Below are 20,179 nucleotides of genomic sequence, written 5' to 3'. Positions count from 1 at the left end.
CATAAGCCTCCTTTATTCGATGATCTGCAAAGTCTTTGGGTAATGGTTCAGCACTTCCACGCCATCTTCGCGAACCAGTACCAGATCCTCCACACGGACACCGGTATCACCGCTTAAATAAATGCCCGGCTCAATGGAGAAGATCATGCCCGGCTTTGCCTCCCAGGTATTGGCAGAAGAAACATCCCCAAACTCATGGCAGGACTGTCCGATAAAGTGTCCGAGACGGTGATTGAAATTCGGTCCCCATCCGGCATCGGCGATCAGGTTTCTGGCTGTGGCATCCAGCTCACAAAGCGGTATGCCGGGTCTGATTTTTGCAATGGCACTCTCATTGGCAGCTTTTGCGGTCTCATAGACCTTACGGTGTGCTTCACTGACAGACTTATAATAAAAGGTACGAGTCATATCCGAACAGTAGCCGTCTTTGATACAGCCTACATCAAACAATACACAGTCTCCCGGCTGCACCACGGTATCATCCGGGGAGTGGTGCGGATCTGCCGCATTGGCACCAAATGCCACCAGCGGCGGGAATGAGTAACCATCCGCACCCAGGCTTAAATAAATCTCCAGCATCTGGTCAGCAACTTCTTGCTCCGTCACGCCCTCATGGATCAGATTTTTAAACTGCGCCATAGCCTGATCGTTCAGCCTGGAAGCCACGCGCATCTTCTCCTGTTCCTCAGCATCTTTCACACCGCGGGTAATGTCCACAGCCTCAGAGCCATTCACAAAGCCTGCCGCTGCCTTCATCTCCATCAGCGGAAGCAGAAAACGGGCCTTTAAATCCTTATCTACCCCCAGCACTGCATGCTTGTCCAGATGCGCTGCCACCAGTTCTGGCACCGGATCGGTATCGGAATACCAGACTTTCTCCGCCCCGACTTCCTGCGGTACATAAAACAGATGATTTAAAAAGTAAGCGTGATGTCCGTCTGCCCGCAGTAAAAGCGCGTAAAAGCGTTCGATGGGTGTCATGCGAATACCAGTCAGATAGGCAATGGACATCGGGTCTGTCAGCAGCATCTGGCTGACCCCCTGTTTCTGTAATTCGTCCAGAATTCTTTTTGCTCTTGCTTCGTTCATGTTCAAAAACCTCCTCATTTTATCTGCCTGTTGACAGTATTTCTCAAAAAGCTCCATCTGCCAAAAGGGGCGCCGCAGACCCTCCCGGTCCCCGGCGCCGTCTTTCTATTGCTGATTCGTTTTGAGCCACGCATCCGCGCGGCATTTTTATCAGAACTGTGTACGCAGCTTCGGATCCAGCAGATCCCGCAGACCATCGCCAATGAAATTGGCTCCTACAGCCATGGTGAAGATCGCAAGACCCGGGAAACCGGATACCCAGAACTTATTGAAGTAATCCACACCGTCAGAAACCATCATGCCCCATTCCGGGGTAGGCGGTGCGGAGCCCAGTCCCAGAAAGCTCAGCGTTGAGAACATCAGGATCTTATTTCCGATATCCGTAGTCGCCATGATCAGCACAGAGCTGACACTGTTTGGGATGATTTCTTTCATCAGGATACGCATGCGGGAGGCGCCCAGGGCTTCCGCCGCATTCCCCGCCAGCCTGATTTGCTGGCGGCAGTTGTTACTGTTCACGCATGCGTGCCCAGCAACGGGATTTTCTGAATTATCAACAATATCTCAGATTATTTTACGCGGGTCAGCAGCGCGATCGTCTCACAGTTTGCGGTGGACGGGAACATATCTACCGCACATGCTTTCTCCAGCTTGTAACCACGCTCCTGCAATACCACAAGATCCCTGGTCAGGCTGGTCGGCTTACAGGAAATGTAAACCATGCGGTCCACACCAAAATCGATGATCTGATCCAGTGCCTTCGGATGAATGCCATCACGCGGCGGATCCAGAATAATCAGATCCGGCTTATCTTTTAACGCTCCGATCACCTTCAAAACATCTCCGGCGATAAATTCGCAGTTTTTCAGTCCGTTCCCTGCCGCATTTTCTTTCGCAGCCTCTACGGCTTCCTCCACGATTTCCACACCCACAACCTTCGCAGCCACCGGGGCAATGATCTGGGCAATGGTTCCGGTTCCACTGTATAAGTCAAACACAACTTTATCCTTCGTCTCCCCGACATAGCTTCGTGCCGTCTCATAAAGCACCTCGGCTCCCAGGGAATTGGTCTGGAAGAAAGAAAACGGGGTAATACGGAACTTTAAGCCAAGAAGTTCCTCATAGAAGAAGTCCTGACCATAAAGAATCGTCGTCTCATCGCTCTGAACAACGTCAGCAAGGCTGTCGTTTTGGATATGCAGGATTCCGGCAAACGTTCCGGTAAGCTCCAGATTCTGCATGCAGGAAAGCCAGCCTGCCAGAAGTTCTTTCTCCGTCACCGGAGTCGTATGTTCTTCGGTCACACCAAGCTTTTCGGTCTGCCCGGAAGTGACCAGGGCCACTAAAATCTCGCCGGTCTTCACGGCACGGCGCACCAGCAGATGACGCAGGTAGCCGGTGTGCTGCATCTTTTTGTGGTAACTGATATGGTGTTCCGTGAAATACTGCAGGGTTGCCGTTAAGATTTTGCAGAAATCCGCATGTACGATCTGGCACTCCGGCGTATTCACGATATCATAAAAGCTGCCGCGGCGGTGCATGCCGAGTGCCAGCGGACCGTCCTTGTACTCATCGCCAAAAGAGAATTCCATCTTGTTGCGGTATCCGTCAGAGAGCGGGCTTGCCTTGATTCCCTCGAATTCATAAGAATCACAGACTTCATCCAGAAGTGCTTTGATCTGACTTTCTTTGATCTTCAACTGTTCTTCGTAAGGAAGGCTCTGATAGAGGCAGCCGCCGCAGATGCCAAAATGCGGACAGGTGCCCTCCCTTCGCTCCAGAGGCGACTTTTCTACTACTTCCAAAAGACGTGCCTCGCATTTTCCTTTTCTTTTTTTATTTACGACAAACCGTACTTTTTGTCCCGGGATGGCATTCTTCACGATGACCCGCTCCCCGTCCACATGTAAAATTCCCTTGTTCGGGAAGTCAATGGTCTCTACGACCGCTTCATACATATCGCCCTTTTTCACGTTTTTCTCCTATTCTTCTTTGATGCATGGCAGAGAAAAGGCGCATCCCGGTCTGCGAGACACGCCTGATTGGTTCTGCTAAGTAACAAGTTTCTTTCCTTCAAACCTTTGTGGATGACCAAAGCTATTCTTATTTTTCTTTGGTGTCGTCCTCGTCCTCGAAGAAATCATCATCGAAGTCGTCATCGAAATCATCCTCAAAGTCTTCCAGATAATCCGGGGTAAAGAAACGGTATACGCCATATGCGATTGCTGCAACAGCTGCTACCACTCCGATGATGGCAAGGATCCAGAGAATGCAGGTTTTCTTTTTCTCCTCTTCCTCTTTTCTGTGTAAGAACTCATTTAACTTGGTGGAATTCATGATTTCTTCCACACGTGCCATTGCGTCTTTGCTCATGTTATCAAAACGATTCATACTGCCACGTCCTTTCTACCATGTTTGGTCGGCTATATAAATATGCCGTTTCATGCTATGCATTACTAGGATTATATCATTGTTTTTCTTTTTTTACTATCCTATTTTATTCAAATTTGTAAATTCTATGCGCCAGCGTAAACAGCACGGCTGCCTGTTTATCCGATTTTCTGAAGCTTCGCAAAGGAGGCGAACATCTTCTTCACACCGGCCGTATCAAAATTCACGGATACCTCAAAATCCTTCGCTCCGTCCTTTACACTCAGAACGGTTCCCTCGCCGAATTTGACATGGCGTACCCGGTCTCCTACTCCATAGTCCAAAGAAGAAGGTTTTTGAACCGTAAACGCCTTTCCAAATCCTGGTCCGGCTGACTGAAACGACTGTCCTGAAGCAGCCCTGGCTGCTGCCCCTGCCGCCCTGCCTCCGGATAACTTCCGGTCGAAAATCCCACTTAAATCACGTCCTGCTCCCTGCATTCCTGCGTATCCGTTTCCGGTCCCGGAAACATACGATGCGGTCGGCGATGCATAGGAATTCGATTTCATGCCAAATTTGCTGATGCCAAGATGGCTCTGTTTTTTATTCCACGGAAGATCGTCATCCTCAAATTCATCCCGCGCCACGCTGCGTCCCAGTCTCGGCTCCAGCTTTTCCATCTGAATCAGTTCTTCCGGAATTTCTTCCACAAAACGGCTGACTTTGGAATAATGGGTTTCCCCATTGATCATGCGCATGCGGGATGCCGTGATCACCAGCCGCTCCTTGGCACGGGTAATGCCGACGTAGCAAAGGCGGCGTTCTTCTTCCAGTTCGGTCCGGTCATCCGCTGAAATTGCCATGCGGCTTGGGAAAAGTCCATCCTCAAGGCCGCTTAAATATACTACCGGGAACTCCAGTCCCTTTGCGCTGTGTAAGGTCATCAGCGTTACCCGGTTCTCAGAATCGTCCATCCGGTCCACATCGGCCACCAGCGCCACCTGCTCTAAAAATTCATCCAGGGACGGATGTTCCGCATCCTCGCTGTAGCTGACCGCCTTATTCATAAGTTCTTCGATGTTCTCCAGACGCGTCTGGGACTCGACCTCTCCCTCTGCTTCCAGTTCTTCCCGGTAGCCGGTATCGGAAAGGATCTGCTCGATCAGTGCTTTGATGCTGATCTCATCCTCGGTCAGCGCATCGCGGAATTCCTCGATCTGACCGGTAAACACGGCAACCTTTCCTGCTGCCTTACCGAGCCCCGGCACGGCTGCCGCCCGGACACACGCATCGTAAAAGCTGATGCCCTGCTCCGAAGCCCACGCCGTAATCTTCGCGATCGATGCCGCACCAATGCCTCTTTTTGGCACATTGATGATACGCTGGACTGCCAGATCATCCCGTCCGTTTGCGATTGTTTTCAAATAAGACAATACATCCTTGATCTCTTTTCTCTGATAGAAATTTACGCCTCCTACCAGACGGTACGGCACATTGTGCTCAATGCATTTTTCCTCCAGAAGACGGGACTGCGCATTCGTCCGGTAAAGGACCGCGTAATTCTGAAAGTCCCGTCCATCCTTTAAAATGTCACGGACGATGCCATCCGCCTCTTCGTAAGCCTGCTCATACTGGTGGAAGATCACCGGTTCCCCCTCTCCATTGGCGGTCCAGAGAGTCTTGTCCTTCCGCCCCTGGTTATTGCGGATCACTGCATTGGCCGCATCCAGAATATGACTGGTGGAACGGTAATTCTGCTCCAGCTTAATGACTTTTGCCCCCGGAAATGCACTTTCAAAATCCAGGATATTGCTGATGTTGGCACCACGGAACTTATAAATAGACTGGTCATCATCGCCTACCACGCAGAGGTTTTTATATTTTCCGGCCAGAAGCTCAATCAGACGAAACTGCGCCGTGTTGGTATCCTGGTACTCATCCACCATGATATAGCGGAAACGCTCTTGATAATATTCCAGCACATCCGCATTCGTCTGGAACAGATCCACGGTTTTAAAAATAAGATCATCGAAATCCAGTGCATTATTTTTCTTTAACTCATCCTGATACATCTGATAGATTTCTGCAATCTTCTTTGCACGCCAGTCGCCTTCCGCATTCAGCCGGAATTCTTCCGGGCTCATCAGTTCATTTTTGGCACCGGAAATGGCAGAAAGCATGGCTCTGTCCCGAAACTGCTTCGGGTCCAGATCCATTTTCTTTAAGATCTGCTTCATCAGCGTTTTCTGATCATCCGAATCGTAAATGGAAAAACTTGTGCTGTAGCCCAGATTCTCGATAAAGCGGCGTAAAATCCGCACACAGGAGGAATGGAACGTCGAAACCCAGATGCTCTCAGAGCCAAAACCGACCAGCTTGTCCACACGCTCCCGCATCTCTCCCGCCGCTTTGTTGGTAAAGGTGATCGCCATGATATTCCATGGGTTCACGTCCTTTTCTTCAATCAGGTACGCGATGCGGTGCGTCAGGACTCTGGTTTTACCGGATCCTGCCCCGGCCAGGACCAAAAGAGGACCTTCCGTACAAAACACCGCCTCTTTCTGTCTGTCATTTAAGGTATCATAAACTGCCATTGCGCTGTTATCCTTTCAAAATCTTTTTTCTCGCTCCATAAACAGTAACCATTCTACCATAAAACAGCAGGTACCGCAAACCTTTGTTCGCAGTACCTGCTGTATCCGGATCCACGCAGGCAGCGAACCCAAGTCCGTGCCTGCATCATTCCACTTCTATACTGTTTCCGTGCATGACAGATTGAAAACAATCCGTAACACATCCGCCGTTTTTCGATTACTCAGCGTATGCAATTGCCTCAATCTCTACCAGTGCGCCCTTCGGAAGTGCTGCAACCTCGAAAGCTGCTCTTGCCGGGCATGCACCCTCAAAGAACGTAGCGTAAACTTCGTTCATAGCACCGAAATCTGCGATGTTGTTTAACAGAACAGTGGTCTTTACTACGTTTGCCATGCTAAGTCCGTCGCTCTCCAGAATGTTCTTGATGTTGGTTAAGGACTGCTTGGTCTGTGCTGCGATATCTGCACCTGCAAACTCACCAGTAGCCGGATCGATCGGAAGCTGACCGGAAACAAATACAAACTTGTCTGCGTGGATTGCCTGGGAATACGGTCCGATTGCTGCCGGAGCATTGTTAGTTGCTAATACTTTTTTCATAAGAAATCTCTCCTTTGTTTGTTCTTTGTAATTTTCTATTATAGACATTCCGGATAAAAAATTCAATCCCTTTTCAAGCTTCGTTAATACTTTTTGTTTTTGTTCCAAATTTTTTGTTTTTTGCATGATCTTTTCCACTTGCTATCTGGTTTTCAATACTATATAATAGAGTAAGAGGTGACATCATGAAAAATAATTCCGAAAGACTATCTGATATTCTGAGCTGGCTTGACTCCATCTCATACATTAAAACAGAAAAAATCCCTGAAGTGGACTTATATATGGACCAGGTCACTTCCTTCATGGAAGAACATTTGAAGAAGACCAAACGCAGCCCGGAGGATAAAGCCCTCACCAAAACCATGATCAATAACTACGCGAAAAACCGCCTGCTGCCCGCGCCTGTCCGTAAAAAATACAGCAAAGAGCACATTCTGCTGCTTTTGTTTATTTATTACTACAAAAATCTTCTTTCCATTAACGACATCGAGCAGTTGTTCCGTCCGGTGACCGAACAGCACTTTCGCGCAGAAGAGGGATTGTCGTTAAGTGACATTTACGAGGAAGTTTTTTCCCGGGAAGACCTTCAGATGGAACATTTAAAAGACGACGTCCGTTCAAAATTTGAGGACAGTCTTAAGACTTTTGCTGATTCCGAAAGTGACGACAAAGAATATCTGCAGCTTTTTTCTTTTATCAGCGAACTTTCTTTCGATGTTTATCTGAAAAAACATATGATTGAAATGCTGATCGACCAGCTCCGCGAAGAAATGCCGCTTGATCCCAAAACCAGGAAAACGAAAAAGTGATGCCGCATGACATCACTTTTTTATATGGTGATATTCTGTTTTTGTTCTTCCGGACTCTGAATCCACCGGATCATGCTTATTCCTCTGGTGCATGTTCTGTCTGAGTTTCTGCAGTTTGCTCCTTAGCAGTTTCCCCGTTTGCGGCTCCCGCTTCCTGCTTTTGGGCAATACGGCCAAATACCATGTCATAACCATCGTTTCCATAGTTTAATGAGCGGTTCACACGGCTGATGGTTGCAGTAGATGCTCCTGTCTTATCTGCAATTTCCAGATAAGTCCGCTTCTCCCGCAGCATTTTTGCTACCTCATAGCGCTGGGATAACGACAACAGTTCATTTACCGTACACACATCTTCAAAAAATATATAGCACTCCTCCGGAGTCTTTAATGTTAAAATGGCTTCAAACAGATGGTCAACCGCCTCTGTCTTAATCTTCTTATTCATCGGACACGATTCCCTTCTTTTCATGCAGGATCCTGCAGTTTCTACTGTCACCAGTTTATCACACTAAATTTGTAAAGTCCATAGTCCTGAGGAAAAATTTTGCTGTGCTTCTGCTCCAACACCCTTTTCTTCCCGTCTACGGCAGCGCCTTTTTTGCATATTCCGTTGTGACCAGGTTTTCGTATGGGACGCGTCCGGAAAGTTCTCCGGCTTCCTCCAGGATATTTTCCAAAAGTTCAAAACTGCTCTTTTCAAAGATCAGATCCTTTTTCCAGGTATCCTGATCCTGATAACGTTTTACGATCGTTACGATATTTTCCAGTGGAGTCTCGGAAAACTGAGGCTGGATCGTCTTTGCAATCTCCTCCGCCGTATGGGAATTCACGTAATCCATCCCCTTTTGCAGGGCATTTGTAAATTGCTGGATCCGCTCCGGATGCATGGCGAGATAGCTTTTCTTTGCGCAATATGCCGTATAGGGGACATATCCGGAATCTGTGCCCAACGATGCCACCACATAACCATTTCCTTCCAGTTCCAGTCCCGTCGCAAACGGTTCAAATTCTACCGTATAATCGGACTGGTCACTGGTAAATGCTGCCGCTGTCAGACCGAACTGGATACTCTGGTCAATCGTGAGATCTGTTTTGGGATCAATTCCGTTTTTCTTTAAAATGTATTCAAATACCATTTGCGGCATGCCGCCTGCCCGACCGCCAAGAACTCTGCTTCCTTTTAGTTTCTGCCAGTTAAAATCCGGATCCGCTTCTCGTCCCACCAGAAAGTTTCCTGCCCGCTGCGTCAGCTGTGCAAAGTTTACCGCGTAATCCTCAGCTCCTTGCGCATAAGTATAAATACTTGCCTCCGATCCCATAAATCCAATATCTGCATCCCCGGCAAGCATGGCTGTCATGACTTTATCTGCCCCCGCACCATTCACCAGTGTCAGATCAATCCCCTCTTCTTTAAAGTATCCAAGTTCAATCGCTGCATACTGCGGTGCATAAAAAATAGAATGGGCAACCTCATAAAGCGTAACCGGGGTAAGCCCCGATTGTTCCTTTGTACAGCCGCACAAAACCGCGCAGATCATGCTGACTGCGCATAAACACCCGATTCCTTTTCTTCTCAAACCGAAATGCCTCCTGTCAAACCTCTTAATACCTACAATGTATGAAACCGATTCCCCAACGGTTCGCCTTTTGATCTGTCTGACCTGTTTTTTCGCTGCTGTTCACGCATAATGTCCGTAACAGTTTTCTTTCTGTCTGCCCATATTCGACAGCGATTCCGTGTCACGTATGTGCACCCAGATTCCAGATCCGCATTACCATCTGCAAATAATCGAAAAATCCGGCTTTCTCCACGCTTCCATTTGTCAGAATCCCGACCTCCCCCAGTACCTTCCCATTCAGCTCATAGCGCAATACTCCAACTTTTTCTCCGGCACTTACCGGAGCCTTCAGGGTTTCCGGCAGCATCAGTTTCTTCTCGATCGCCGAAAAATCCTCACCGTTTAAACTCAGATAGGAAAAACTTCCTGCGTATTTCAGAAAAACGGACTGGGCAACACCATCCGTTACTTCCATAACCGGGAGCGGCACCATTTCCTGATCCTCGTAAAGCCGGCAGCTTGCATAACCGTAATTTAAAAGGTTCTGGGCATCTGCAAAACGTGCCTTGTAGTCCGGTGCTGCCATCACAACTGCAATCAGGCGTACTCCGTCTTTCTCAGCAGTGGCGGACAGACAATATTTTGCAAGGGAAGTCGATCCGGTTTTTAAGCCAGTCACTTTAAAATTGGTTGCCATCTTTAATAACTTATTCGTGTTGGAAAGCCCAAACTCTTTCGTTCCCTGCTTTGTCACATGGGTAATGTTTTCCATCCAGATAGTGGAGTAGGTATGGATCTGCGGATATTTCGTAATGAGTTCCCGCGACATGACTGCAATATCCCGCGCTGTAGTCAGATGCTCCGGTGATTCCGTCAGACCACAGCAGTCTGTAAAATGGGTTCCTGACATTCCCAGAGCCTTAGCACGTTCATTCATGCGCTGGACAAAAGCATCTTCCGATCCGGCTATGTATTCTGCCATCGCGACCGATGCATCATTCCCCGATGCCACCACAATGCATTTGATCAGGGTTTCCACCGTCTGCACCTCTCCCTCCTCCAGAAAAACCTGCGAACCGCCCATGGATTTTGCATGGGCGCTGGTTACCACCTCATCGGTCAGCCGGATTTTTCCTTCATCGATCGCATCGAAGATTAAGATCAGGGTCATAATCTTTGTTATGCTGGCCGGACTGCGCCTTTCATCCGCATTTTTTTCATAAATGATCTGCCCCGTGGAAGCTTCCATCAAAACGGCAGACGGCGCCTGCACCTGCACCGTGGATTCTGCAGACAGTTCCTGTGAGTCCAGTTCCCTTTGTATTTCCTGTTCTCCCTGCAGTCCCGGCTTTTCCTGCAATCCAGGCAACATCGCTTCTCCCTGCAGGCCCGGCTCTCTCCGCGATCCCGGCAGTCCCGGTTCTCCCCGTAATCCCGGCATGTGCGCCGCATCGCAGACGATTGGATTCACCAGATTCACCAGCAGACAAAAGCACATGATCATCCCCCATCGTTTCATAAAACGCCTCACTTTTCCCCTTTTCTATAATGCAATCTATGGCTATTTTTCAGGTTCTATGCTATGATGAAAATATCATAGTAAAGGGGTTTTTATATGAACGAATATTATTCCGGCAGGTCATACAGCCACAGGCGCCGCCGCCCGCGGTTTCCACGTTTTCTGGCAGCTGCAGCCTGCGTTGTACTGATCGGTGCACTTGGCACCGGCATTTTTTTTCTGAAAAAGCATCATGATACCAGCACACCTGACGCGACCAGTTCCATCGTCATTTCCACGGACTCTTCTGACTTAGCAGAAACTCCAACCGAGGGAGACGGCTTTGTCATGCCCGATACTCCGGCAGCAGACCTGCTTCACCAGGCTTATCTGCTTGCAGCCGGCTACGACTACGACGCTGCCATAGACCGGTTAAAAGCATCGGAAGAATTCGCTTCCGACCCGGAAGTTATCAATGCCATTTCCGAATATGAATCCACAAAAGAAACGCTGGTCCGCACACCGATCAGTAAGATTACCCATGTATTCTTTCATACTCTGGTAGCGAATCCATCCAAGGCATTCGATGGCGACAACGATCAGGATGGTTACAATCAGGTCATGACTACCATCGATGAATTCAACAAAATCCTGGAAAGCCTGTACAGCAAGGGCTATGTCCTGGTACGACTCCACGATATGGCTTATGAGACAACCGATGAAAATGGAAATACGGTCATGAAAGCCGGCGACATTATGCTGCCGCCTGGAAAAATTCCGTTTGTTATGTCCCAGGATGACTTATGCTATTATCCCTACATGGATGGAGACGGCTTCGCCAGCCGCATTGTCATTGGCGAAGACGGCAAGCCAACCTGCGAAATGACCATGGATGATGGATCTGTCCGCACCGGGGACTATGACCTGGTTCCGATCCTGGACAAGTTCTGCGAACATCATCCTGATTTCTCCTACAAAGGGGCCCGCGCCGTTTTGGCATTCACAGGCTATGAAGGAATCCTTGGATACCGCACGGCATCTTCCTATGCCGGTTCCGCAACCTATGAAGAAGACCGGCAGGCTGCTTCCCAGGTCGCACAATGTCTGAGGGACAACGGTTTTGAACTTGCCTCCCACAGCTGGGGACACTTGAATCTCGGCACCGTGGAGTGGGAACGTTTCCAATCCGATACAGACAAATGGGAATCGGAAGTAGAATCCCTGATCGGACCTACGGATATCATTCTGTTCCCATTTGGTGCGGATGTCGGTGACTGGCATCCTTATACCATGGACAATGAACGCTTCCGCTATCTTTACAACGTGGGCTTCCGCTATTTCTGCAACGTCGATTCCAGCCAGTACTGGGTACAGCTTGGCGATGACTACCTGCGTCAGGGCCGCCGCAACTTAGACGGCTACCGCATGTGGAAAGATATTACGGCAGATGCAGAAGGACGTTCCCGCAAGCTGGACGATCTCTTCCGCGCAGAAGATGTTTTTGACAAATCCAGACCCACTCCGGTACCGGAAATGTAAGCAGCAGATACACCACTGACGTCCCATCAATATCATGAAAAAAACTGCAGATGAATCCATCACCTGCAGTTTTTTTCATTCCTGTTTCCGCATTACGCAACCGTTTTTCTTATCTTAAGCTTCCCGAAAAACAAATAATAAATGATAAACAGAATCGTGGTTGTGATCCAGGTCAGCGGATAACTGAACATGATCGTGTAAATATCCCGTTTCAATGGAACTGCGATCAGAATCCAGCTGACGCGCAGCACACAAACACCCAGAAGACAGATGATCATCGGCCACCAGCAATCCCCCACTCCGCGCAGAGCGCCGGAAAGGATTTCGATTGCCACGTATTCTACATACATCGGAGCCAGATAGTGCATCATGGCAATGCCGATGTGAATTACCTCACGGTCTGTGGTAAACAGTTCATAGCCGTACACACCAAACCGGTAGATCAGAAATGACATGCCCAAAGAAGACAGGATTGTCATGATCATGCAGGTCCGCACGCCCCGGTGTACCCGCTCCATCTTCCCGGCACCAAAATTCTGTCCCACGAAGGTTGTCACCGAAATGCCAAACGCATTGATCATCATCCAGAACACGGAATCCAGCTTACTGTAAGCGGCCCAGGCAGCAACCGTATTGGTTCCAAGCGAATTAATGCCTGCCTGGATGATTACATTCGACAGTCCGTACATCACAGACTGCATTCCCGCCGGAAGTCCTATACGGATGATCCGTTTTAGCATCCGTCCATCCAGCCGCAATTCTTTCAGGATCAGCCGGTGCATATCTTTGGTTCTTATGAGACAGCCAAGCACCAGCACTGCACTTAAAAGCTGGGAAAGAATGGTTGCAAGCGCCGCTCCCACTACACCGAGCCTGCAGATCACAACGAGCAGGATATCAAGAGCAATATTGGTCAGGCAGCTGGTCGCTAGAAAATAAAGCGGTCTTTTGGAATCTCCCACGGCGCGCAAAATCGCAGCCCCCATATTATAAACCAGATTGGCAATGATCCCCAAAAAATAAATTCGCAAATACGTTAAGGAAAGCCCCTGTACATCCTCCGGTGTTCCCATGGCAGTAAGCATGGCCGGAGCAAACCAGATTCCTGCCGCCATGATCACAAAGCCGGAAAGGATACTGAACATCAGCGCAGTATGAACTGCATATCCAACCATCTCCGAGCGTTTTGCACCGTAATACTGGGAAACGATCACGGAAGCTCCCGACGACAATCCGACAAAAAAGCCTACGATCAGCTGTGTCAGCATGCTGGTGGAACCACCTACTGCCGATAATGCTTCTTTTCCCACAAAACGGCCTACGATCATGGCATCCGCTGCATTGTAAAGCTGCTGAAAAAAAGTACCAAAGAGAATCGGAAAGAAAAACAGCAGAAGCTGCTGCCAGATGATGCCTTCCGTAATCTGATTTTCTCTGAAATTATCTTTTGTCATGTTTTCTGTTCCTTCCCTGGGTTTCTTTTACTGCTGTCTGCACCGTTTCATGCTGCGCAATCTTGAAGAAGTAATCTAAAATTAAAAATATCTTAAAGCTTTTTTATCGGTTCCTTGCTATAATGACAACACTATTGTTATTGGAGAATGATTATGCAAATATACCGTAAAGTTCTGGTTCTTTTTCTTTTGTCCGCGGCAGCTGTTTCCGCTTCCGGATGCAGTATCAGCGAAAGCAAGGAAACGCAAAGTACTGATACAGAGCTTGCCGACACGCAAAACCAGGAAGAACCAGCCAATATGATCCTGTTAAACAACATTCTTTACTATGACACGCAAAGAACGGTATCTGTTTTTCCAGGATACACCGATGGCACGATCCAGTCTGTCACGGCTGCCAATACCACACCGGTCAATAACGGAGAAGCAAATTTCGACTGTCAGGGCAAATCTTACTCGTTTCTCGCAGACGGGGCGATCGGTCTGATCACAGACGAAACAGCCAGAATCTGTGAACTTTTTCTGGCTGATGACACCGTGGAGTTTCAAGGTGTTTATAAAAAGAAAAAAGAACTTTCCAAAGATACCTTAAAGTGGCTCAACTTCTATTATACACTTTCTGAATCTGACCGCAATGCACTTTCCATGATTCCTTCCGAATTTGCCGGACAGATTTCCGGAACCAGTGCAGCAACAAAAGAAACCAGCACATCAGGTGCTTCCTACCTGGAATCACTCACACAGGAGGAACTAGACACGACTGAAGCGCTGGCTCAACATTATTTCACAGAAGAAGTCATCTCTTTTGAAGGAGTCGACCAGATCTACCCGGCAGACTCTTCTGACCCTCAATACCACAACAGTGGCATTGAAGAGGATTACAGTCCTGGAAATATCATCATCTACCGCGTTCTGACCAACCTGGACCGCAGGGACGGAAACCCGTTCCGTTATATCAGTATTGCCAGGAAATCCAAATCTGACGACTGGAAGATCATCAACAGCGGATTCTAACATCATCTATCATCATTCTTTCATCCGGTATCCCACACCAATTTCCGTGAAAATGTAGTGTGGCTCTGCCGGATTTGTTTCGAGTTTCCGACGGATATTCGCCATGTTTACACGAAGAATCTGATTGTCCGTATCGGCATATGGTCCCCAGATTTCCTTTAGGATAAAGTCGTACGTAAGTACTTTTCCTGCATTTTTCGCAAGAAGGGACACCAGCTTATACTCAATCTGGGTCAGATGGATGTCTTCTCCGTTTAAGGTAACGACACGCTTATCAAAATCAATCACCAGACCATCCCGTGAATATACGGTTTCCCGCGGTCCGGCACTGACGATCTGGGCACTGTGGCGCAACGCGGTGCGGATGCGTGCCAGTAGTTCTTCTGAACCAAACGGCTTGGTTATGTAATCGTCTGCCCCCTTATCGAGTGCCTGTACTTTTTCTGCCTCCTGCGTTCTCGCAGAAATTACAATGATCGGTACCGCAGAAAAGCCGCGGATCCGCTCCAGCACTTCACTTCCGTCAAGATCCGGCAGACCCAGATCCAAAAGGATCAGATCCGGATGGTGGGAGGTGCAAAGGGAAAGCCCCGACATTCCGTTCATGGCACGCAGTGCTTTGTAACCGTTTGATATCACAATGGTTTCAATATAATTTCCAATATTTTTTTCATCTTCAATGATCAGAATCACCTGTTTATTTGTCATGTTCTTCTTCCTCTTCCAATGGTAATGTAAAAATAAATTCAGCTCCCTTTAAGCGGTTAGCTGCCTCAATGCTTCCGTTATGTGCATTGATGATCGTCTTACAGATGGTAAGACCAATCCCCATTCCTTTGTGGGAATCTCCGCTGGCATTGGGTTCCATTCCTGCTCCATCAAAAATTATCTTCAGACGTTCCGGATCAATTCCTTTTCCGTAATCCCGGATGTGAAATGCCACACAATCTTCCCGTTTTTCTACATAAAACTCAATCGGCTCATCGGTCCCGGAATGGTAAACTGCATTTTCCAGAAGATTAATGATTACCTGTTCGATCAGGGTCGCATCCATCGGAACCATAAGAAATTCATCCGGGATCTTAACATCGACTTTTCCCTGCGGCAGACGTTTCCGGAAACGCTGTACGGCTTCCGCCACAACTTCTTCCAGTGGCTCCGGTGACGTATTTACATGGGCATCGCCCACACGGATCCTGGTTACCGACAACAAATTTTCCACCATATTCAGCAGCCAGTTGGCATCATCCCGGATCCCTTCTAACAGTTCCCGGCGCTTTTCCTGCGTAATTTCCGGGCTGTCGCTTAACGCAGTATCTGCCAGTCCGATAATGCTTGTAAGTGGTGTTCTTAAATCATGCGATACCGCTCTTAAAAGATTCGCCCGCATGGTCTCTTTTTCCGCTTCTACCAGCAGTTTTTCCCGTTCATTTAAAAGCTGGTTCTGTTTTTTAAAGCGGGTTGTCGTTGTACTGGTGATCGAAGATACCAGAAGCATACCGAGAAACGTTACCGGATACCCATCGATTGAAAAGTTAAAGTTCATGTATGGATAGGTAAAGACATAGTTCACAAAAAACACACCAAAAATAGATGCAATGATACCGGTAATGTAACCCGTTGTGTAACGTGCGATCAGCATAACCGTCAAGACATAAATGATCGCCACACTGGTAGAGTTCCTGCTATAATGGAAAAAGGCCTGCGCAATAATCGTAGATATTCCCATGATCAAGAACGTGATCACAACATTGTGCACAATCACATTGCTCAATTTTGGATGTTCTTTTTCTGCGTTTTTAGGTTTTCTTTTTCGTTTTTTTTCAACTTCTAGCTTTTTTTCAGTTTCACTCATAACGTCCCCCACTATACATCCGTGAATTTTCTATTCCGCAAACAGCTGATGCACCACTGGCATCCTGCCTTAAGTAAAGCGCTTTTTGTTTCACCAGACACAGCTCCATGCGAAACTCGAAAAAGGGAGCGGAAGTTTCCTTCCGTTCCCTCATATTTTACTACAAAAATGATTTTGTGTATAGTTTTTCACCTTTTGGGGGGCAATTCCTTAACAGCACCTTTACGGCTGTTACGGTTCATACACTGCGCAGCTTACACTTGCTGTTTTCCAGAAATGTCTTACTTATTGTAATTGACAATTGCGCCGAAATCCGGTTTTAAGGAAGCTCCGCCTACCAGACCACCGTCGATATCTGCCTGTGCAAACAGTTCCGGGGCACTTGCCGCAGATACAGAACCGCCATACTGGATACGGATTGCTGCTGCAGTTGCCTCGTCGTAGATCTCACCGATGCATGCGCGGATTGCTGCACATACCTCCTGTGCCTGCTCAGTCGTAGCAACCTTTCCGGTTCCGATCGCCCAGATTGGCTCGTAAGCGATCACTGCAGTCTTTGCCTGGTCTGCAGTGACATTTAAGAATGCAACCTTGATCTGCTGGCGGATCCAGTCAATGGTGATGCCCTGCTCTCTCTGGGTCAGGCTCTCGCCGCAGCAAATGATCGGGGTAATACCATGCTCAAATGCCTTTAAGACTTTCTTGTTTACGGTTTCATTGGTCTCTGCAAAGTATTCTCTTCTCTCAGAATGGCCGATGATGACATATTTTACGCCTGCATCGACTAACATATTCGGGGAGATTTCGCCGGTGTAGGCCCCCTTCTCCTCGAAGTACATATTCTCGGCACCGATCTGGATGTTGGTTCCCTTTGCTGCCTCCATCGCCGGGATAATGTCGATGGCCGGAACACAAAGCAAAACATCTACTTCATCGTTTTTTACAAGTGGTTTTAAGGTTTCGATCAGGGCAACTGCCTCGGAAGGAGTCATGTTCATCTTCCAGTTGCCTGCGATAATTTTTTTTCTGGACATTTTTTCTCTCCTTTTTTATATTGGAAACTTGTGAAAGGAAGCTTATTGAAACTTCCTCTTACTAAGTTCATACTGCGCCTTTGGCTTGCATTCACTAAGTGCGGGGAAGTAAGTTCACACTAAGCTTGTGCTTCGCCCTTGGCTCGCACGCACTAAGTGTTCACTTAAGTGCTTACTTATCATCTGCTGCTGCTACGCCTGGGAGGGACTTACCCTCTAAGAATTCCAGGGATGCGCCGCCACCAGTGGAGATGTGGCTCATCTTGTCTGCGAAGCCAAGCTGGTTGACTGCTGCTGCGGAATCACCGCCGCCGATGATGGTGGTTGCGTCGGTCTCTGCCAGTGCCTTTGCTACAGCAATGGTACCTGCTGCCAGGGTCGGGTTCTCGAATACGCCCATCGGTCCGTTCCATACGACGGTCTTAGCGCTCTTTACTGCCTCAGCATAAAGTTTTGCGGTTTCTGTGCCGATATCCAGACCCATCATGTCAGCCGGGATCTGATCTGCTGCTACGTTTGCAACCTCGATCGGTGCATCAATCGGATCCGGGAAGGATGCTGCGACTGCTGCGTCTACCGGAAGAAGCAATTTCTTGCCAAGCTTCTCAGCCTTTTCCAGCATCTCTTTACAGTAATCTAACTTGGTATCATCTACCAGGGATTTACCGATTTCCTTGCCCTCTGCCTTTAAGAAGGTGAACGCCATGCCGCCGCCGATGATCAGGGTATCGCATTTCTCAAGCAGGTTGGAAATTACATTTAACTTGTCCGCAACCTTTGCGCCGCCCAGGATTGCTACGAACGGTCTTACCGGATTTTCTACTGCATTGCCCAGGAAATCAATTTCTTTCTGCATCAGATAACCAACTGCGTTGGTACCGCCCTTTGCGGTGATGAATTTGGTTACGCCCTCTACGGAAGCGTGTGCTCTGTGGGAGGAACCGAATGCGTCGCATACATAGTCATCTGCCAGGTCAGCCAGCTCTTTGCTGAACTGTTCGCCGTTCTTGGTCTCTTCTGCGCCGCGGAAACGGGTATTCTGAAGAAGGACAACATCGCCTTCTTTCATCGCTTCTACTGCTTTGGTTGCTGCCTCACCGGTTACGTTGTAATCTGCTACGAATACAACCTCTTTGCCCAGCTTTTCGGACAGGCGTACTGCAACCGGAGCTAAGGACTCACCCTCGTTCGGACCATTCTTTACTTTGCCAAGATGGGAACAAAGAATGACCTTTGCGCCCTCACCGATCAGCTTCTGGATGGTCGGGAGTGCAGCCACGATACGGGTCTCATCGGTGATGACACCATTCTTTAACGGAACGTTGAAATCACAGCGCACCAGCACTCTTTTTCCTTTTAAATTTTTCAGATCATCAATACTTTTTTTATTTAACATGGAGGTAATCCCCTTTCCTGTATCCAAATTTTCTGCATGGCTGCTGTTTGCGTGCTATGCGGGCAGCAACCAATCTTTTTCCAGATTCCCAAATGTAGCACTATAAAGCGAAAAAGGATCCGGTCCACACGTGACCGGACCCTAATCTGAGTCTTTTGTAATAATTTTCTTTAGCAGAAATTATGCCAGCTCTGCGAAGTATTTGATGGTGCGAACCATCTGGCTGGTGTAAGAGTTCTCGTTGTCGTACCATGAAACAACCTGAACCTCGTACAGATCATCTGCGATCTGAGCTACCATGGTCTGGGTTGCATCGAACAGGGAACCGTACTTCATACCGATAACATCGGAAGAAACGATCGGATCCTCGTTGTAGCCGAAGGACTCGCTTGCTGCTGCTTTCATAGCTGCGTTGATATCCTCTTTGGTAACGCCAGCTTTCTTAACAACTGCGGTTAAGATGGTGGTAGAACCGGTCGGCACCGGAACACGCTGTGCAGAACCGATGAGCTTGCCGTTTAACTCCGGAATAACCAGACCGATTGCCTTTGCAGCACCGGTGGAGTTCGGAACGATGTTTGCAGCGCCTGCTCTTGCTCTTCTTAAATCACCTTTTCTGTGCGGACCATCCAGGATCATCTGGTCGCCGGTGTAAGCATGAATGGTGCTCATGATACCAGACTGGATCGGAGCGTAATCGTTCAGTGCCTTCGCCATAGGTGCTAAGCAGTTGGTGGTGCAGGATGCTGCGGAAATGATGGTATCCTCTGCAGTCAGGGTGTTCTCGTTTACGCTGTAAACGATGGTCTTTAAGTCGTTTCCTGCCGGAGCGGAGATAACAACTTTCTTTGCGCCTGCGTCAATGTGAGCCTGTGCTTTCTCTTTGGAGGTGTAGAAACCAGTACACTCTAATACTACATCTACGCCGATCTCTCCCCACGGAAGGTCTGCTGCCTTAGCTTCTTTGTAGATAGTGATCTTCTTGCCGTCAACTGTGATGGAATCCTCGCCAGCCTCTACGGTGTGCTTGCCTTCACCGATGTGACCTGCGTATCCGCCCTGTGCGGTATCGTATTTTAATAAGTGAGCTAACATCTTCGGATCGGTTAAGTCGTTGATAGCCACTACCTCATAACCTTCTGCGCCAAACATCTGTCTGAAAGCCAGACGGCCGATACGACCAAAACCATTGATTGCTACTTTAACTGCCATGATTCATTCCTCCTAGATTGTTAAAAATATGATGATTGTTAAAAACTCATCAACCTTGTTCTTATTGTACCTAATTACACACAAAATAGCAAGCCTTTTTTTGCCATATTGACAAAAACACTTGAATTTTCGTCTTGTTTTTGTCAAAGAAGCCCCTC

The 20,179-nt window shown here is 48.1% G+C and carries 18 protein-coding genes; 3 read left to right on the top strand and 15 right to left on the bottom strand.

Annotated elements, in window-relative coordinates; translation table 11 throughout:
- Positions 1 to 12: 12 nt before the first annotated feature.
- The 6 genes from DWZ40_RS16515 to DWZ40_RS16490 all read right to left on the bottom strand — a co-directional run bounded on the left by DWZ40_RS16515 (position 13) and on the right by DWZ40_RS16490 (position 6,651).
- Positions 13 to 1,089: a Xaa-Pro peptidase family protein gene (locus DWZ40_RS16515; RefSeq protein ID WP_118543965.1), complete on the bottom strand. Its 1,077-nt coding sequence runs from the start codon at positions 1,087 to 1,089 to the stop codon at positions 13 to 15.
- Positions 1,090 to 1,239: 150 nt separating this feature from the next.
- On the bottom strand, positions 1,240 to 1,608 hold the full coding sequence (locus DWZ40_RS16510) for an ABC transporter permease (protein WP_243103072.1): 369 nt from the start codon (positions 1,606 to 1,608) through the stop codon (positions 1,240 to 1,242).
- A 50-nt stretch (positions 1,609 to 1,658) separates the two neighbouring features.
- Positions 1,659 to 3,062: a 23S rRNA (uracil(1939)-C(5))-methyltransferase RlmD gene (rlmD, locus tag DWZ40_RS16505; RefSeq protein ID WP_118543964.1), complete on the bottom strand. Its 1,404-nt coding sequence runs from the start codon at positions 3,060 to 3,062 to the stop codon at positions 1,659 to 1,661.
- 130 nt (positions 3,063 to 3,192) lie between these two features.
- Positions 3,193 to 3,480 carry a DUF4366 domain-containing protein gene (locus tag DWZ40_RS16500; protein WP_118543963.1) on the bottom strand — a complete coding sequence of 96 codons (288 nt, stop codon included), beginning with the start codon at positions 3,478 to 3,480 and terminating at the stop codon, positions 3,193 to 3,195.
- Positions 3,481 to 3,638: 158 nt separating this feature from the next.
- On the bottom strand, positions 3,639 to 6,053 hold the full coding sequence (locus DWZ40_RS16495) for a UvrD-helicase domain-containing protein (protein ID WP_118543962.1): 2,415 nt from the start codon (positions 6,051 to 6,053) through the stop codon (positions 3,639 to 3,641).
- Positions 6,054 to 6,270: 217 nt separating this feature from the next.
- Entirely contained in the window at positions 6,271 to 6,651 is a 381-nt protein-coding gene (locus DWZ40_RS16490) for a RidA family protein (protein ID WP_118530959.1), read from the bottom strand.
- A 185-nt stretch (positions 6,652 to 6,836) separates the two neighbouring features.
- On the opposite strand from DWZ40_RS16490, the gene DWZ40_RS16485 reads away from it, so the two are divergent.
- Positions 6,837 to 7,460: a DUF1836 domain-containing protein gene (locus tag DWZ40_RS16485; RefSeq protein WP_118543961.1), complete on the top strand. Its 624-nt coding sequence runs from the start codon at positions 6,837 to 6,839 to the stop codon at positions 7,458 to 7,460.
- A 76-nt stretch (positions 7,461 to 7,536) separates the two neighbouring features.
- Here DWZ40_RS16485 and DWZ40_RS16480 read toward each other — a convergent pair whose 3' ends face one another.
- From DWZ40_RS16480 to DWZ40_RS16470, 3 genes are all read right to left on the bottom strand, one after another.
- A complete protein-coding gene (locus DWZ40_RS16480; RefSeq protein ID WP_243035374.1) occupies positions 7,537 to 7,905 on the bottom strand; it encodes a YerC/YecD family TrpR-related protein in 369 nt (122 codons plus the stop codon).
- Positions 7,906 to 8,041: 136 nt separating this feature from the next.
- The gene (locus DWZ40_RS16475) at positions 8,042 to 8,998 is read right to left on the bottom strand and encodes an ABC transporter substrate-binding protein (RefSeq protein WP_118543995.1); all 957 of its coding nucleotides are present in this window, start codon (positions 8,996 to 8,998) and stop codon (positions 8,042 to 8,044) included.
- Positions 8,999 to 9,200: 202 nt separating this feature from the next.
- Entirely contained in the window at positions 9,201 to 10,538 is a 1,338-nt protein-coding gene (locus tag DWZ40_RS16470; protein ID WP_118543960.1) for a serine hydrolase, read from the bottom strand.
- A gap of 96 nt (positions 10,539 to 10,634) precedes the next feature.
- Here DWZ40_RS16470 and DWZ40_RS16465 point away from each other — a divergent pair, with 96 nt between their 5' ends.
- Positions 10,635 to 12,056, top strand: coding sequence for a polysaccharide deacetylase (locus DWZ40_RS16465; RefSeq protein WP_118543959.1), 1,422 nt, complete (start codon positions 10,635 to 10,637; stop codon positions 12,054 to 12,056).
- Between the two features lie 92 nt (positions 12,057 to 12,148).
- Here the strand turns inward: DWZ40_RS16465 and DWZ40_RS16460 are convergent, their stop codons facing one another.
- Complete coding sequence (locus tag DWZ40_RS16460; protein WP_118543958.1) at positions 12,149 to 13,510, bottom strand: MATE family efflux transporter; 1,362 nt, start codon at positions 13,508 to 13,510, stop codon at positions 12,149 to 12,151.
- 153 nt (positions 13,511 to 13,663) lie between these two features.
- Between DWZ40_RS16460 and DWZ40_RS16455 the strand changes: the two genes are divergently transcribed.
- A complete protein-coding gene (locus DWZ40_RS16455) occupies positions 13,664 to 14,524 on the top strand; it encodes a hypothetical protein (protein WP_118543957.1) in 861 nt (286 codons plus the stop codon).
- 12 nt (positions 14,525 to 14,536) lie between these two features.
- Here the strand turns inward: DWZ40_RS16455 and DWZ40_RS16450 are convergent, their stop codons facing one another.
- The 5 genes from DWZ40_RS16450 to gap form a co-directional block, all read right to left on the bottom strand.
- Positions 14,537 to 15,232 (bottom strand): response regulator transcription factor, encoded by a 696-nt coding sequence (locus tag DWZ40_RS16450; RefSeq protein ID WP_118543956.1) that lies wholly within the window; start codon positions 15,230 to 15,232, stop codon positions 14,537 to 14,539.
- On the bottom strand, positions 15,222 to 16,379 hold the full coding sequence (locus DWZ40_RS16445) for a DUF4118 domain-containing protein (protein WP_118543955.1): 1,158 nt from the start codon (positions 16,377 to 16,379) through the stop codon (positions 15,222 to 15,224). Before DWZ40_RS16445 ends, DWZ40_RS16450 begins: the two co-directional genes overlap by 11 nt.
- Positions 16,380 to 16,660: 281 nt before the next feature.
- Positions 16,661 to 17,413: a triose-phosphate isomerase gene (gene tpiA, locus DWZ40_RS16440; protein WP_118543954.1), complete on the bottom strand. Its 753-nt coding sequence runs from the start codon at positions 17,411 to 17,413 to the stop codon at positions 16,661 to 16,663.
- A gap of 172 nt (positions 17,414 to 17,585) precedes the next feature.
- Entirely contained in the window at positions 17,586 to 18,809 is a 1,224-nt protein-coding gene (locus tag DWZ40_RS16435) for a phosphoglycerate kinase (protein ID WP_118543953.1), read from the bottom strand.
- 180 nt (positions 18,810 to 18,989) lie between these two features.
- On the bottom strand, positions 18,990 to 20,021 hold the full coding sequence (gap, locus tag DWZ40_RS16430; protein ID WP_118543952.1) for a type I glyceraldehyde-3-phosphate dehydrogenase: 1,032 nt from the start codon (positions 20,019 to 20,021) through the stop codon (positions 18,990 to 18,992).
- Positions 20,022 to 20,179 lie beyond the last annotated feature (158 nt).

Origin of the sequence: Clostridium sp. AF32-12BH (genome assembly GCF_003477935.1) — a bacterium.
GTDB lineage: Bacteria > Bacillota > Clostridia > Lachnospirales > Lachnospiraceae > Brotaphodocola.
This window is presented reverse-complemented; position numbering and strand designations above follow the sequence as displayed.

Bases quoted from the DNA above. Each gene is read 5' to 3' on its own strand.
- DWZ40_RS16515 (WP_118543965.1), bottom strand. From the start codon at position 1,089: ATGAACGAAGCAAGAGCAAAAAGAATTCTGGACGAATTACAGAAACAG.
- DWZ40_RS16500 (WP_118543963.1), bottom strand. From the start codon at position 3,480: ATGAATCGTTTTGATAACATGAGCAAAGACGCAATGGCACGTGTGGAA.
- DWZ40_RS16495 (WP_118543962.1), bottom strand. From the start codon at position 6,053: ATGGCAGTTTATGATACCTTAAATGACAGACAGAAAGAGGCGGTGTTT.
- DWZ40_RS16490 (WP_118530959.1), bottom strand. From the start codon at position 6,651: ATGAAAAAAGTATTAGCAACTAACAATGCTCCGGCAGCAATCGGACCG.
- DWZ40_RS16485 (WP_118543961.1), top strand. From the start codon at position 6,837: ATGAAAAATAATTCCGAAAGACTATCTGATATTCTGAGCTGGCTTGAC.
- DWZ40_RS16480 (WP_243035374.1), bottom strand. From the start codon at position 7,905: ATGAATAAGAAGATTAAGACAGAGGCGGTTGACCATCTGTTTGAAGCC.
- DWZ40_RS16475 (WP_118543995.1), bottom strand. From the start codon at position 8,998: ATGATCTGCGCGGTTTTGTGCGGCTGTACAAAGGAACAATCGGGGCTT.
- DWZ40_RS16470 (WP_118543960.1), bottom strand. From the start codon at position 10,538: ATGAAACGATGGGGGATGATCATGTGCTTTTGTCTGCTGGTGAATCTG.
- DWZ40_RS16465 (WP_118543959.1), top strand. From the start codon at position 10,635: ATGAACGAATATTATTCCGGCAGGTCATACAGCCACAGGCGCCGCCGC.
- DWZ40_RS16460 (WP_118543958.1), bottom strand. From the start codon at position 13,510: ATGACAAAAGATAATTTCAGAGAAAATCAGATTACGGAAGGCATCATC.
- DWZ40_RS16455 (WP_118543957.1), top strand. From the start codon at position 13,664: ATGCAAATATACCGTAAAGTTCTGGTTCTTTTTCTTTTGTCCGCGGCA.
- DWZ40_RS16450 (WP_118543956.1), bottom strand. From the start codon at position 15,232: ATGACAAATAAACAGGTGATTCTGATCATTGAAGATGAAAAAAATATT.
- DWZ40_RS16445 (WP_118543955.1), bottom strand. From the start codon at position 16,379: ATGAGTGAAACTGAAAAAAAGCTAGAAGTTGAAAAAAAACGAAAAAGA.
- tpiA (WP_118543954.1), bottom strand. From the start codon at position 17,413: ATGTCCAGAAAAAAAATTATCGCAGGCAACTGGAAGATGAACATGACT.
- DWZ40_RS16435 (WP_118543953.1), bottom strand. From the start codon at position 18,809: ATGTTAAATAAAAAAAGTATTGATGATCTGAAAAATTTAAAAGGAAAA.
- gap (WP_118543952.1), bottom strand. From the start codon at position 20,021: ATGGCAGTTAAAGTAGCAATCAATGGTTTTGGTCGTATCGGCCGTCTG.